2 protein-coding genes are annotated in these 15,851 nt (G+C 73.6%); both read right to left on the bottom strand.

Features of this window, described 5'->3' with window-relative positions:
- Window positions 1-4: 4 nt before the first annotated feature.
- On the bottom strand, window positions 5-9,397 hold the full coding sequence (locus tag O7631_RS19240; protein ID WP_278145479.1) for a type I polyketide synthase: 9,393 nt from the start codon (window positions 9,395-9,397) through the stop codon (window positions 5-7).
- Between the two features lie 33 nt (window positions 9,398-9,430).
- Window positions 9,431-15,841, bottom strand: coding sequence for a type I polyketide synthase (locus O7631_RS19235; protein ID WP_278145478.1), 6,411 nt, complete (start codon window positions 15,839-15,841; stop codon window positions 9,431-9,433).
- Window positions 15,842-15,851: the final 10 nt, after the last annotated feature.

Raw genomic sequence — 15,851 nt, 5'->3', positions numbered from 1 at the left:
GGTGTCAGGACACCGAGAGTTGCGTGTCGATGAAGTCGAAGATCTCGTCGGCGCTGGCCGACTGGAGCTTCTCGGTGACGGTGTCGCCGGTGTGTTCGGTGGTGCCGTGCACGTCGGCCAGGAGTGCCTGGAGTCGGGCGGTGAGCTGGGCCCGCGCGCCCTTGTCGAGGGTTCGTCCGGAGATCAGACCGGCGAGGCGGTCCACCTCGGCCAGCAGCGGCAGCTCGGTGTCCGAGTCACCGACGATCCGGCCGACCAGGTGGGTGGTGAGGGCCCGGGCGGTGGGGTGGTCGAAGGCCAGGGTCGCCGGCAGTTTCACCCCGGTCGCGACGCTGATCTGGTTGCGGAGCTGCACCGCCGTCAGCGAGTCGAATCCGAGTTCCTTGAACGCCCGGTCCGACTCGACGGCGGTGCTGTCCGGGTGGCCGAGCACCGAGGCGGCCTGGGCACGGACCAGGTCGAGCAGGACGGCGTCGCGTTCGGCCGGGTCGAGCCCGTCGATGCGACGCAGCCACGGCGCTGTCGACGGGTCGCCGGTGCCGGCGGCCAGCGCGGCGCGTACCGCGGGTAGGTCGGTGACCAGACGCGGCGGGCCGGCCGGGTGTTGCTCGGTGAAGCGGTCCCAGCCGACGTCGGCCAGCACGATCCGGGTGTCGCCGTGGTCGAGGGCCTGCCCCAGCGCGGTCAGGGCGGACGAGGTGGGCAACGGGGTGACCGCGGGATCGCCGGCGGCCTCGCTGCCGGCCCAGTCGCCCCAGGCGATCGAGGTGGCGGGCAGCCCCGCGGCGACGCGACGGGCGGCCAGGGCGTCGAGGTACGCGTTGGTGGCGGCGTACGCGCCCTGCCCGGTGCTGCCGAGCGTTCCCGCGAGCGCCGAGAACAGCACGAACGCGGTCAGATCGTGATCGCGGGTCAGTTCGTGCAGGTGTCGGGCGCCGGTTGCCCGGCCGGCGGCGACGGCGGCCAGACGGTCGCCGGTAAGCCCGGTCAGCAGGCCGGAGTCGCGGGTCCCGGCGAGGTGGAACACGGCGGTCAGGTCGTCGATGCCGTCGACCAGCGTGCGTAGGGCGTCGCGGTCGGCGACGTCGCAGGCGGCGATGGTCACCCGCGCGCCGAGCTGTTCCAACTCGGTACGCAGGTCACCCGCACCGGGGGCGTCCGGGCCACGGCGGCTGGTGAGCACCAGGTGCTCGACGCCGCGTCCGGCCAGCCAGCGCGCCACGTGTGCGCCGATCGCTCCGGTGCCGCCGGTGACCAGTGCGGCGCCGGTGGGCGACCAGCCGGTCGTCGGCGTCGGGACGGTGGACGGGGCCGGCCGCAGGCGGCGGGCGACCGCGCCGGCGGACCGGATCGCCACCTGGTTCTCGCCGGTCGAACCCGGCTCGCCGCGGAGGGTGACGGCGAGCCGGGTTCCGGCCACCGGGTCGAGAGTGTCGGGCAGATCGATCAGCCCGCCGAAGCGCTGCGGGTCCTCGGCCTCGAGTACGGGTCCAAGGCCCCAGAGCATCGCCTGGGCCGGGTGCGGCACGCCCTCGCCGGGGGCGACGGCAACCGCCCCACGGGTGACGCACCACAGTTTCGCCGGGGAACCGATGTCGCCGAGCGTCTGCAGCAGCGTCAGCGTGGCGGTCGTCCCGGTGGTGATCTGCGGGTTCTCTCGATCCGGACGTTGGTCGAGCGCGAGCAGCGACAGGACACCGGCGATCGGGATGTCGATGTCGGAGAGCCGGTTCAGGAGCCCGGCCAGCTCGCCGCGCTCGGTGGTGGCCGGTGCGATCTCCAGGACCTCGGCGCCGTGGTCGCGCAGGGCGGCGGCGCAGTCGGTGGCGATCCGGTGCTGGTCGGTGGTGTCGGGTACGACGAGCAGCCAGGTGCCGTCGAGCCGGGGCGCGGTGCCGGCGTCCGGGATCGGGGTCCAGCCGACGGTGTAGCGCCAGGTGTCGGTGGTGCCCCTCTCCCGGCGGGTACGCCGCCAGGTGGCCAGCGCGGGCAGCAGGTCCCCAGCGTCGCCGGTGATGCCCAGCGGGGTCAGGTCGCCGTCCTCGACGGCCTGCCAGAACTGGCTGTCGACCGGGTCGGAGGCGGCCATCGCCCCGCCACCGGTGGGCCAGTAGCGCTGGTGCTGGAACGGGTAGGTGGGCAGGTCGACGACCCGGGTGGCCGGGATGACGGTGCTCCAGTCGACCGGTGCCCCGCGTACCCAGGCCTCGGCCAGCGCTCGCTCGACCTGGTCGGTGCCGCCCGCGTCGCGGCGCAGGGTGCCGACGGTGGCCGCGTCGACGGTGTCGGCGATCGCGCCGGTGAGCACCGGGTGGGCGCTGACCTCGACGAAGATCCGGTGTCCGGCGGTGTACGCGGCCTCGACGGCCTGGTCCAGGCGGACCGGCTGGCGCAGGTTGCGGTACCAGTAGGCGGCGTCCATGACCCCGCCGTCCTCCACGGTGGAGAAGATCGGCACCGCGCCGGGCAGCGGCCGCACACCGTCGAGCAGGCCTGCCAGTTCGGCCTCGACCGGCTCGACGAGCGCGCAGTGCGAGGCGTAGTCCACCTTGACCCGCCTGGCCCGCACGCCGGCCACCTCCGTGACGGCCAGGAACACGTCCAGGTCGGCGGGGGCACCCGCGACGACCACGCTGGTCGGGCCGTTCACGACCGCTACCGTCACACCGTCGGTGAGCAGCGGGGTGACCACGTCCAGACCGGCGTTGACCGAGACCATGCCGCCCGTGCCGGCGACCGCCAGCAGGGCCTTGCTGCGCAGCGCGACGACCTTGGCAGCGTCGCCGAGCGAGAGGACACCGGCGACGCAGGCCGCGGCGATCTCGCCCTGCGAGTGGCCGATCACCGCGTCCGGGGTCACGCCCTTGGCCTTCCACACCTCGGCCAACGCGACGTGCACCGCCCACAACACCGGCTGCACCACATCGACCCGCTCCAACGGGTCGTCGGAGCGCAGCACGTCCAGGAGGTTCCAGTCCACGAACGGCGCGAGCGCCGCCGCGCACTCGGCGATCCGGGCCGCGAACACCGGTTCGGCGTCGAGCAGCCCGACCGCCATGCCGACCCACTGCGAGCCCTGGCCGGGGAAGACGAAGACGACGGGTGCGTCGGGGTACGCCGAGCCGGTGATCACCGAACTGGACGGCAGGCCGTCGACGAGCGCGTTCAGGCCGGTGCGGTGCTCCGGGCCGAGGACCACGGCCCGCTGGCTGAACGCCGAGCGGGTAGCGGCCAGCGAGTAGGCCACCTCACCGGCCGGGGCGTCCAGCGCGGCGAGTTGCCGTGCCTGGTCGGCGACCGCCGTGGCGGTGCGCCCGGCCAGCAGCCACGGCACGTCCGGCGTCGTCGCGGCGACCTCGTCGGCGGCGACCGCCGGCGCTTCCTCGATGATCACGTGGGCGTTGGTGCCGGAGACCCCGAACGACGAGACACCGGCGCGGCGCGGGCGCTCCCCCGCACGCCACGACCGCGGCTCGGTGAGCAGCTCCACCGCGCCGTCGGACCAGTCCACCTGCGGGGTCGGCTCGTCCACGTGCAGCGTGCGGGGCAGGGTCTCGTGACGCAGCGCCTCGACCATCTTGATGATGCCGGCGACCCCGGCGGCGGCCTGGGTGTGCCCGATGTTGGACTTGACCGACCCGAGCCACAACGGCTGGTCGGCGGGACGGTCCTGGCCGTACGTGGCGAGCAGCGCCTGCGCCTCGATCGGGTCGCCGAGTCGGGTTCCGGTGCCGTGCGCCTCGACCACGTCGACATCCGCGGCGGACAATCCGGAATTGGCCAGAGCAGCCCGGATGACGCGTTGTTGGGAAGGCCCATTCGGCGCGGTCAGACCATTCGACGCACCGTCCTGATTGACTGCGGAACCGCGTACCACGGCGAGGACGCGGTGACCGTTTCGGCGGGCGTCGGAAAGCCTCTCCACGAGCAGCATTCCGACGCCCTCGGAGAATCCGGTGCCGTCGGCCGCCCCGGCGAAGGCCTTGCAGCGGCCGTCCTCGGCCAGGCCCCGCTGGCGGGAGAAACCGACGAACAACGACGGGGTGGCCATCACCGTCACGCCGCCGGCCAACGCGAGGTCGCACTCGCCGCTGCGCAGGGCCTGCGCCGCCAGGTGCAGCGCCACCAGGGACGACGAGCAGGCCGTGTCGACGGTGACCGCCGGCCCTTCCAGACCCAGCACGTAGGACACCCGGCCGGACAGGACCGCTCCTGCGTTGCCGGTGGCCAGGTATCCCTCCAGGCCGTCGGAGGCGCCGAACAGCACGGCGGAGTAGTCGGAACCGTTGGTGCCGGCGAAGACGCCCGTACGCGAACCGGCGAGCCCCGCCGGGTCGATTCCGGCGCGCTCGACGGCCTCCCAGGAGGCTTCCAACAACAACCGCTGCTGAGGATCCATCGCTAATGCCTCACGCGGATTGACACCAAAGAATTCGGCATCGAACTCACCTACGTCGTAGAGAAACCCGCCGGTCCGGGTGTATGTGGTCCCAGCGTTGTCGGGATCGGGATCGAACAACACCCCTAAATCCCAGCCCCGATCCGCAGGGAAAACGCCCATGCCGTCACCGTCGGCGGCGACCAGCCGCCACAGGTCCTCCGGGGAGCCGACGCCACCCGGGTAGCGGCAGCTCATGCCGACGATGGCGATCGGCTCGTCCGCCGCCAGGGCGGTCGTCGGGGCCGCGGCGGCCGGTCCGGTGTCGGTGTCCAGGAGCTGCTCGCGCAGACGGGCGCCGAGGGCGTGCGGGGACGGGTGGTCGAAGACCATGGTGGCCGGTAGGCGCAGACCGGTGGCGCGGGCCAACCGGTTGCGCAGCTCGACGCCGGTGACCGAGTCGAAGCCGAGTTCCTGGAAGGTGCGGCGTGGTTCGACCGCCTCCGGCGACGGGTAGCTGAGCACCGCGGCCACCTGGGCGCGGACCAGGTCGAGCAACGTGCGCCGCTGGTCCGCCTCGGACTGGCCGGCGAGCTGCCGGGCGTAGGTGTTGGCGGGTGCCGCGGTCGGGTCGCCGGCCTCGGTCGTCGCGGCGCGCGAGCGCAGCTCCCGCACCTCGGGCACCGCGTCGAGCAGCGGGGCCGCGCGGGTGGCGGTGAAGGCGACGAAGTACCGGTCCCAGGCGATGTCGGCGATGGCCAGGTACGTCTCGTCGTGGTCGACAGCGCCGCGCAGCGCCTCGATGGCGAGGGCCGGTGCCATGCCGGGCATGCCGTGCCGGTCCAGCAGGTCACCGAAGCGACCGTCGGCCAGCCCGCCACCGTCCCAGGCGCCCCAGGCCACCGAGAGGGCGTGCCGTCCGGCCGCCCGGCGTTGCTGGGCGAGCGCGTCGAGGTAGGCGTTCGCGGGGGCGTAGTTGCCCACGCCGGAGCTGGCGAGAGTGCCGGCGACCGACGAGCAGAGCATGAAGACGGACAGGTCCAGGTCGCGGGTCAACTCGTCCAGGTTGGCCGCCGCGGTCATCTTGGCGTGCAGGGCCCGGGACATCCGGTCGACGTCGAGGGCGTCGACGACGGTGTCGTCGATAGCGGCGGCGGTGTGCACCACGGCGGTCAACGGATGCGCGGCGGGCACGTCGGCGAGGACCGCGGCCAGCGCGTCGCGGTCGCCGGCGTCGCAGGCCACCACGGAGACCGCGGTGCCCAGCGCGGTGAGTTCCGCGGTGAGGTCGGCGGCTCCCGGGGCGTCCGGTCCGCGACGGCTGAGCAGCAACAGGTGCCCAACTCCGGAGCGGGCCAGCCAGCGGGCGATGTGTCCGCCGAGCGCGCCGGTGCCGCCGGTGATGAGGACGGTGCCCTCGGGGTTCCAGCGGCGGGTCGGGGCGGTCCCGGCGAGTGGCGCGCGGACCAGCCGTCGGCCGAAGACGCCGCTGCTGCGCACTGCCACCTGGTCCTCGCCGGTGGCGCCGGAGATCACCGTGGCGAGCAGGCCACGGGTGCGCTCGTCCAGCTCGCCGGGCAGGTCGACGAGCCCACCCCACCGGTCCGGGTGCTCCAGCGCGGCGACCCGCCCGAAGCCCCAGACCAACGCCTGGGCCGGGTTGGTGACCGGGTCGGTACGGCCGACCGACACCGCGCCCGAGGTGGCGCACCACAGCGGCGCGCCGAGGTCGGCGATCCCGAGTGCCTGGGTGAGCGCGACGGTGGCGGCGAAGCCGGCCGGTACGTCCGGGTGCTCCGGCAGTGGTTGTTCGTCGAGGGCGAGCAGGGACAGGATGCCGCCGGGCTGGGCACCACGCAGGGTGTCGGCCAGCGAGTCCCGGTCGGCGGTGCGGGTGTCGACCTCGACGGCGATCACCCCGGCGGCGTGCCGGCCGAGGGTGTCGAGGGCGGCGGTGACCCGGTCGTCGCCGCGTCGCCCGGTCGGGACCAGGACCAGCCAGGTGCCGGCGGGGGTGCCGTCGGCGCCGCCCGGGTGCGGACGCCACGCGATGTGGTACCGCCACGAGTCGACTGTCGCCTGGTCCCGGCTACCCCGGTGCCACGAGGTGAGGCTGGGCAGGATCGGCTCGACCACGTCGTCGGCGACGCCGAGGGTGGCGGTGAGCGCGCCCACGTCGGCCCGGTCCACAGCCGACCAGAAGCCCGCCTCGGCGGGGGTGCCGCCGCCGGTGCCGGCGCCCGGGTCGGCCGCGCCGAACTCCACCTCCAGCCAGTAGCGCTGGTGCTGGAACGGGTAGGTGGGCAGGGCGACCGTACGCGCGCCGGGGAACACCGCCGACCAGTCCAGCCGGACGCCGTGCACGTGGGCCTCGGCCAGTGACCGGGTGAAGCGGGCCAGCCCGCCCTCGTCCCGGCGCAGGCTGCCGATGACGGCGGCCTCGTCCGCGCCGCCGAGCAGTTCGGTGAGTCCGCCGGTCAGCACGGGGTGCGGGCTGCACTCCACGAAGACGTGGTGCCCGTCGGTCCGCAGTCGTTCCACCGTCTCCGCGAAGAGGACCTGTTGGCGCAGGTTGCGGAACCAGTAGTCGCCGTCCACCGTGCTGGTGTCGAGCGGCTCGCCGGTGACCGTGGAGTAGAACGGAATGGCCGCCGGGCCGGGGCTCAGCCCGTCCAGGGCGGTGAGCACGGCGTCGCGGATCCGCTCGACGTGGGCGGAGTGCGAGGCGTAGTCCACGTTGATCCGCCGGGCCCGTACGCCGTCGCGCTCACACTCGGCGAGCAGCTCGTCCAGGGCGTCCGCGTCGCCGGCCACCACGACCGAGGCCGGCCCGTTGACGGCGGCGACACTGATCCGCCCGACGTAGCTCTCCAGCCGTCGCCGCACCGCGTCGGCGGGTGCCGCGACCGAGACCATGCCGCCCAACCCGGACAACGCCGACAGGGCCTGGCTGCGCAGCGCGACGACCTTCGCGCCGTCCTCCACTGACAGCGCTCCGGCGACGACGGCGGCGGCGATCTCACCCTGGGAGTGACCGACGACCGCCGCCGGGACGACACCGTACGAGCGCCACAGCTCGGCCAGCGCCACCATGACCGCCCAGAGCGCGGGCTGCACCACGTCGACCCGCTTCAGCACCTCCGGGTCGGTGGAGCGCAGCACGTCGAGCAGGGACCAGTCGGTGTACGGCCGCAGGGCCGTCGCGCACTGCTCGATCCGGGCGGCGAACACCGGCGCGGTCTCCATCAGCTCGGCTGCCATGCCGACCCACTGGGAGCCCTGACCGGGGAAGACGAGCACCGCGCCGGCGGTCTCACCACGGCAGGCGTACGCGTCGGCGGCGTCCGGCCCCTGCGCGGCGAGCGTGTCCAGGCGCTCACGTAGGCCGGCCAGGTCCCGGCCGACCAGCACGGCCCGGTGTTCCAGGGCCGCCCGGGTGGTGGCCAGGGAGAAGCCCACGTCGGCGGGGTCGACGGATCCCACGGCGTCCAGGTGGGCGGCGAGCCGACTGGCCTGCTCCCGCATCGCCGCCTCGGTACGCCCGGACAGCACCCACGGCAGCGCCCCACCGGCCGCCGCCGGGGTCACCGGCTCGGACGACAGGGCCGGGGTCACCGGCTCGGAAGACGGGGCCGGGGCCTCCTCCAGGATCACGTGCGCGTTGGTGCCGCTGACCCCGAACGCCGACACGCCGCCGCGACGGGGCAGGCCGGTGTCCGGCCAGGGCAGGCGTTCGGTGGCCAGCGCGACGGTGCCGGCCGACCAGTCGACCTGCGGAGTGGGCTCGTCGACGTGCAGGGTGGGCGGGACCACGCCGTGCTGGATGGCCAGTGCCATCTTCATGATGCCGGCGATGCCGGAGGCGGCCTGGGTGTGGCCGATGTTGGACTTGACCGAGCCGATCAGCAGCGGTCGTTCGGCGGCCCGCTGCTTGCCGTACGTGGCGATCAGGGCCTGCGCCTCGATCGGGTCGCCGAGGGTGGTGCCGGTGCCGTGGGTCTCGACCACGTCGACCTGGGCGGCGGTCAGCTTCGCGTCGGTGAGCGCCTGGCGGATCATGCGCTGTTGGGCCGGGCCGTTCGGGGCGGTGAGGCCGTTGGACGCGCCGTCCTGGTTGAGGGCGCTGCCGCGTACCACGGCGATGATCGGGTGGCCCAGGCGCTGCGCGTCGGAGAGCCGCTCCAGGAGCACCAGGCCGACGCCCTCGGCCCAGCCGGTGCCGTCGGCGGACGCGGCGAACGCCTTGCAGCGGCCGTCGCGGGCCAGGCCACGCTGCCGGCTGAACTCGACGAACGGGGTCGGCGTCGACATGATCGCGACACCGCCGGCGAGGGCCAGGGAACACTCGTCGCGGCGCAGCGACTGCGCCGCCAGGTGGACGGCGACCAGCGACGACGAGCAGGCGGTGTCGATGGTGACGGCCGGCCCCTCCAACCCGAGGGAGTACGCGATCCGCCCGGACACCACGCTCGTCGAGCTGCCGGTGAGCAGCTGTCCCTCGATGGCGTCCGGTGCGCTCATCAGCACCCGGGCGCTGTAGTCCTGCATGGTGACGCCGGCGTAGACACCGGTGCTGGTGCCGCGCAGCGACAGTGGGTCGATGCCGGCGCGTTCGAAGGTCTCCCACGCCGATTCGAGCAGCAGTCGCTGCTGCGGGTCCATGGTGAGGGCCTCGCGCGGCGAGATCCCGAAGAACGCGGCGTCGAACTCGCCGACCGCGTCGATGAACCCGCCGTGCTTGGTGTACGTGGTGCCCCGGTGTTCCGGGTCGGGGTCGTAGAGCTCCTCCACGTTCCATCCCCGGTCGGCCGGGAACTCGGTGATGCCGTCCCGGCCGTCCGCGAGCATCCGCCACAGCTCTTCCGGGCTGTTCACACCGCCCGGGAAGCGGCAGCTCATCGCGACGATCGCGATCGGCTCCTGGTCGCGTGACTCGACGGCCTGCAGCTGACGCTTGGTGCGCCGCAGATCAGCGGTGACCTTCTTGAGGTAGTCGAGAAGCTGCTGCTCATCGGCCATCGTTCGGCCCTCCCCTAGGACGGAAGTGGTGGATCACGGAAAGTCGAGTTCGTTGTCGATCAGGTCGAAGATGTCCTCGGCCGAGGCGTCGTCGAGGTCGGCGTCGTCGGACGTGGTCGCGGTGGGCACGGCCGCTGCCGGTTCCACGGCGGCGAGCAGTTCCCGAAGCCGGGAGGCGATGCCGGTGCCGGCCAGCGCCTCGGCGTCCAGCGCCGAGATCGCGCCGGTCAGCCGGTCGAAGGCGACGTGCACCGCGTTCCCGTCCGGCTCGGATCCGGTGGTGAGTTCCTTGCCGAGGTGCTCGGCGAGCGCCTGGGCGTTGGGGTAGTCGAAGACGAGCGTGGCGGGCAGCCGCAGCCCGGTCGCGCCGTTGAGCCGGTTGCGCAACTCGACGGCGGTCAGCGAGTCGAAGCCGAGTTCCTTGAACGCGCGGGTGGGCTCGATCGGCTCCGAGGCGGGCCGGCCGAGGACCACTGTGGCGTGTCCGCGTACCAGATCGAGCAGGATCCGCTGCTGGTCCGCCGCGCCGAGCCCGGCCAGCCGCCGGCCGAGGTCGTCGCCGGTCTCGGTGGCGGTGGCCGCCGCCCGGCGGGCCGGTGCGCGCACCAGGCCGCGCAGCAGCGGCGCCACCGCGCCGCCCTGCCCCCGCAGGATCCCGGTGTCGATGTTCGCCGGTACCAGGATCGCCTCGTCGTGGCGCACTGCCGCGTCCAGCAGGGCGAGTCCCTGGTCGGCGGTGAGCGGGGCCATGCCGCCGCGGGCCATCCGGGCGTGGTCGGTCGCGTCCAGGTGACCGGTCATCCCACTGGCGTCGGCCCAGAGGCCCCAGGCGAGCGCCACGGCGGGTAGCCCCTGGTCGCGCCGGTGCTGGGCGAGGGCGTCGAGGAACGTGTTGGCCGCCGCGTAGTTCGCCTGGCCGGCGCCGCCGAAGGTCCCGGCGCCGGCGGAGAAGAGCACGAACTCGGCGACCGGCGCGGCCTGGGTCAGTTCGTGCAGGTGCCAGGCCGCGTCCACCTTGGGCCGCATCACCTCGTCCAGGCGTTCCGGTGTCAGCGAGCCGACCACGCCGTCGGCGAGGACGCCTGCCGCGTGCACCACAGTGGTGAGCGGGTGCTCGGCCGGGATTTCGGCGAGCAGTGCGGCCAGGGCCTCCCGGTCGGCGGTGTCGCAGGCGACGACGCGGGCCTGCGCGCCGAGGTCGGCGAGTTCCGCGCACAGGTCGGCGGCACCGGGTGCCTGCGGGCCGCGCCGGCTGGTGAGCAGCAGGTGACGGCGACCCTGCCGGGCGAAGTGCCGGGCCATCAGCGCGCCGAGCGTGCCGGTGCCACCGGTGATGAGGACGGTGCCCTCCGGGTCCGGCCGGGGCGGCAGGGTCAGGGCGATCTTGCCGATGTGCCGGGCCTGGCTGAGGAAGCGGAACGCCTCCGGCGCGCGGCGCAGGTCCCAGGTGCGCAGCGGCATCGGGCGCAGGTGCCCGGCCGCGAAGAGGGCCATCAGCTCGGTCCAGATGTCGCGGATCCGATCGCCGCCGGCCTCGATCAGGTCGAACGCCTGGTAGCCGACGCCGGGGTGCTGCGCGGCCACGGTGTCGGCGCGGCGGATGTCGGTCTTGCCCATCTCGACGAACCGTCCGCCCCTGGGCAGCAGCCGCAGCGACGCGTCAACGAACTCACCGGCCAGGGAGTCCAGGACCACGTCCACGCCGCGTCCACCGGTCGCCCCGAGGATGCGGTGCTCGAAGTCGAGGCTGCGCGTCGAGGCGATCCGGTCGTCGGTGAAGCCGTCGGCGCGCAGCACGTCCCACTTGGCGGGGCTGGCGGTGCCGAACACGTCGGCGCCGAAGTGCCGGGCGAGCTGGACCGCTGCCATCCCGACGCCGCCGGTCGCGGCGTGCACCAGCACCGACTGCCCGGCACGCAGGTGGCCGGCGTCGACCAGACCGTAGTACGCGGTGAGGAAGGCGACCGGCACCGTCGCGGCGACCGGGTACGACCAGTCGTCGGGCACCTTGGCGATCATGCGGTGGTCGGTGACGCCGATGGGGGCCATCGAGCCGGAGAAGAGACCCATCACCCGGTCGCCGACGGCGAACCCGTCCACACCCGGTCCCACCTCGACGATCTCACCGGCCGCCTCGTTGCCGAGGACCTGCTGGTCCGGGACCATGCCGAGGGTCAGCACCACGTCCCGGAAGTTCAGGCCGCTGGCGTGGATGCGGACGCGCACGTGTCCGTCCGGGAGGTCCCAGCCGATCTCCGGGCAGGGCAGCAGTTCCAGGTTGTCGAAGGTGCCGCGCTCCCGTACGTCGAGGCGCCACGGCTCGTCGGTGTCCGGCAGGACCAGGGCCGGGGTGGTCGCGGCGCGGGCCAGACGCAGCGCGTACGCGGTGCCGCCGCGCACCGCCACCTGCGGTTCCCCGGTGCCGATCGCGGCGACCAGTGCGGCCGCCGAGGCGGCATCACCGTCCAGGTCGGCCAGGTGCAGGCGGTCCGGGTTCTCCGCCTGAGCGGCGCGGACCAGACCCCAGAGGGGTGCGTGGACCAGGTCCTCGATCGGGTCCTCGGCACCTGTCGAGACGGCGCGGCGGGTCACCACCACGAGCCGGGCGTCCGGTCCGGTGAGCCAGTCCTGGAGCAGACCGAGGAAGGAGTGGGTGGCGGCAGTCGCGGCCGCGGCGACGGCACCCGCGGTGTCGCCCGGGCCGAACGGAGCCACGACCAGGTCGGGGCGTCGACTCGGGTCGCCGGCGAGATCGGCGTACGCCACGACGTCGTGTCCGGCCTCGGCGAGCGCTGCGGACACCCCGATCTCGTCGACGCCGAGGACAGCGACGAGGGCCGGAGCAGCGGCGGCGGGAAGGGTCAGCGGGGTCCAGTCGAGGCGGAACAGGGAGGTGCGGGCCGGGTCGTCGGCCGTCTCCAGGGCACCGGCGGCGAGCGGGCGCAGCACGAGGGAGGCGATCGACAGGACCGGGCTGCCGCTCTGGTCGGCGGCGAGCACCGACACCGTGTCCGGGCCCTGTGGCCGCAGCCGGACGCGCAGCATCTCCGCACCGGTGGCGAGCAGGTCGACGTCGGTCCAGGAGAACGGCAGCAGGCCTGCCTGTTCGGCGCCGGCCGGTTCGAGGGCCAGCCCGATCGGGTGCAGCGCCGCGTCGAGCAGCGCCGGGTGCAGCCCGTATGCGTCGGCGTCGGTTCCTCGGGGCAGGGCGACCTCGGCGTACACGTCGTCGCCGGAGCGCCAGATCGCCCGCAGCCCTTGGAAGGCCGGGCCGTAGCCGTAGCCTCGGGCTTCCAGGTCCGGGTAGAAGCCGTCCACCGCGACGGCCTGCGCGCCGGCCGGTGGCCAGACCGGGAGCGGTTCGGGTGCGTCCGGCCGGGTGGTGCTGAGCAGACCGGTGGCGTGTCGGGTCCACTGCTGTTCGGCGTCGGCGGTGTCCGGCCGGGCGTAGAGGGTGAACGCGCGGTCCGGTGCGTTTCCGGGGGCGTCGACCACGGCCTGCAACGCCAGACCGGTCTGGTCGGGGACGATGAGTGGCCGTTCCAGGGTGAGGTCGGCGACTGTCGGACAGCCGAGCTGGTCGCCGATCCGGATGGCCAGGTCGAGCAGTGCGGTGCCGGGGACCACCAGGCGGCCGGAGACGCGGTGGTCGGCGAGCCATGGGTGGGTGGTGAGCGAGAGCCGCCCGGCGACGATCGTGCCGTCGGCGCCGGCGAGTCCGAGGGCCGCTCCGAGGACCGGGTGGGTGACGGGGGCCAGGCCGAACGCGGAGGCGTCGCCGTGTGCCCGCGTGCTGGGGCGCGGCCAGAAGCGTTGGCGCTGGAAGGGGTAGGTGGGCAGTTCCACTGTCGGTGCTGCCGGGATGACTGTGGTCCAGTCGACGGGTGCGCCCTGGACCCACGCCTCGGCGAGGGCCCGCACGATCTGACCGGTGCCGCCCTCACCCCGGCGCAGCGTGCCTACCGTCGCCACGTTTACGGCGTCGGCGATCGCCCCGGTCAACACCGGGTGCGCGCTGACCTCGACGAATATCCGGTGCCCCGCCGTGTACGCGGCCCGCACCGCCAGGTCCAGACGTACCGGTTCACGGAGGTTGCGATACCAGTAGGCGGCGTCCATGACACCGCCGCCCTCCACCGTGGAGAACACCGGCACCGCGCCCGGCTGCGGATGCACCCCGTCCAGCAGACGGGCCAACTCCGCCTCCACCGGCTCGACCAGAGCACAATGCGACGCGTAGTCCACCTTCACCCGCCTGGCCCGCACCCCCGCCGCCTCCGCAGCGGCCAGGAACGCATCCAGGTCCGCACCCGCCACCACGACACTCGTCGGACCGTTGACCACCGCGACGCTCACACCCTCGGTCAACAACGGGGTGACCACATCCAGACCGGCGCTGACCGACACCATCCCACCACTGCCGGACAGAGCCAGCAAAGCCTTACTGCGCAACGCGACCACCTTCGCCGCGTCACTGAGCGACAGCACACCGGCGACACACGCCGCCGCGATCTCACCCTGCGAATGACCGATCACCGCGTCCGGGGTGACGCCCTTGGACCGCCACACCTCGGCCAGGGACACGTGCACCGCCCACAACACCGGCTGCACCACATCCACCCGCTCCAACGGATCATCCGACCGCAACACGTCCAGGAGGTTCCAGTCCACGAACGGCGCAAGGGCCGCCGCACACTCCGCGACCCGCGCCGCGAACACCGGCTCGGACTCCAACAACTCCGCAGCCATCCCCACCCACTGCGAACCCTGACCCGGGAAGACGAACACCACGCCCGCGTCCGGACGGGCCGCGCCGGACACCACTGAACCTGACGGCAGGCCCTCCCGGAGGGCGGCCAGTCCGGCTCGCTGATCGGGGCCGAGCACGACGGCGCGGTGGTCGAAGACGGCACGCGACGACAGCGACGACGCCACCGACGAGGCGTCCGCGTCCACGCCCGACAACCTGTCGGCCTGGTCGGCGACCGCCGCCGCGGTACGCCCCGACAACAACCAGGGCACGCCGGGATCCGCCGCTACCGACTCGGCCACCGGTACTGCCGGCGGCTCCTCGATGATCACGTGCGCGTTGGTGCCGGACATGCCGAACGACGACACCCCCGCCCGACGTGGGCGCTCCCCCGCCGGCCACGGCCGGGCGTCGGTGAGCAGCTCCACCGCACCGGCCGACCAGTCCACATCCGGCGTCGGCTCGTCCACGTGCAGGGTGCGCGGCATCGTCTCGTGCCGCATGGCGTGGACGACCTTGATGATCCCGGCGACACCGGCGGCGGCCTGCGCGTGGCCCATGTTCGACTTGATCGAGCCGAGCCACAGTGGCTGGTCGGCGGGGCGCTCCTGCCCGTACGTGGCGAGCAGTGCCTGCGCCTCGATCGGGTCACCGAGGGTGGTGCCGGTGCCGTGCGCCTCCACCAGGTCGACCTCGGCAGTGGAGAGTCCGGCGGCGGCGAGCGCCTGGAGGATCACACGTTCCTGGGCGGGTCCGTTGGGGGCGGTGAGTCCGTTCGAGGCGCCGTCGGAGTTGACAGCGGTGCCCCGTACCACGGCGAGCACCCGGTGGCCGTTGCGGACGGCGTCGGAGAGGCGCTCCACCAGCAGCATTCCCGCGCCCTCGGCCCAGCCGGTGCCGTCGGCCGCCGCGGCGAACGCCTTGCAGCGGCCGTCACCGGCGAGGCCGCCCTGCCGGGAGAACTCGACGAACGTGCCGGGGGTGGCCATGACGACGGCGCCGCCGGCCAGCGCGAGGGAACACTCACCGCGCCGCAGCGCCTGCGCGGCGAGGTGCAACGCGACGAGCGACGACGAGCAGGCCGTGTCGACGGTGACCGCCGGCCCTTCCAGGCCCAGCGCGTAGGCGACCCGTCCGGACGCCACGCTGGCCGCGTTGCCGGTGGCCAGGTAGCCGTCGAGGCCGTCGTCGGCCGCGCCCATCAGCAGTGTCGAGTAGTCGTGCGAGTTGGTGCCCGCGAACACACCGGTACGCGACCCGGACAGCGATGCGGGGTCGATGCCGGCGCGTTCGATCGCCTCCCACGACACCTCCAGCAGGAGCCGCTGTTGCGGGTCCATGGCCAGTGCCTCACGCGGGTTGATCCCGAAGAACGCGGCGTCGAAGTCGGCGACACCGTCGATGAAGCCACCCTGTGCGGTGTGCGAGGAGCCACGGTCGTCCGGGTCGCCGGCCAGGGCGGCGAGGTCCCAGCCTCGGTCCCCGGGCAGCTCGGAGACCACGTCGGCGCCGTCGGCGACGATCCGCCACAGGTCGGCCGGGGTGGTGATCCCGCCCGGGTACCGGCAGGCCATCCCGACGATCGCGATCGGCTCGCGGTCCGCGGCTTCGAGGTCGCGCACCTGGTCGCGGGTGCGCTGCAACTCGTTGATCACCTTTTTGAGGGATTCGCGCAGGCGTAGTTCGTCCGCCATCAGAACGCTC

This window comes from Micromonospora sp. WMMD967 (assembly GCF_029626165.1).
GTDB classification, from domain to species: domain Bacteria; phylum Actinomycetota; class Actinomycetes; order Mycobacteriales; family Micromonosporaceae; genus Micromonospora; species Micromonospora taraxaci.
Note: the sequence above shows the minus strand (reverse complement) of the source record. Positions and strands in the feature narration are given on the sequence as shown.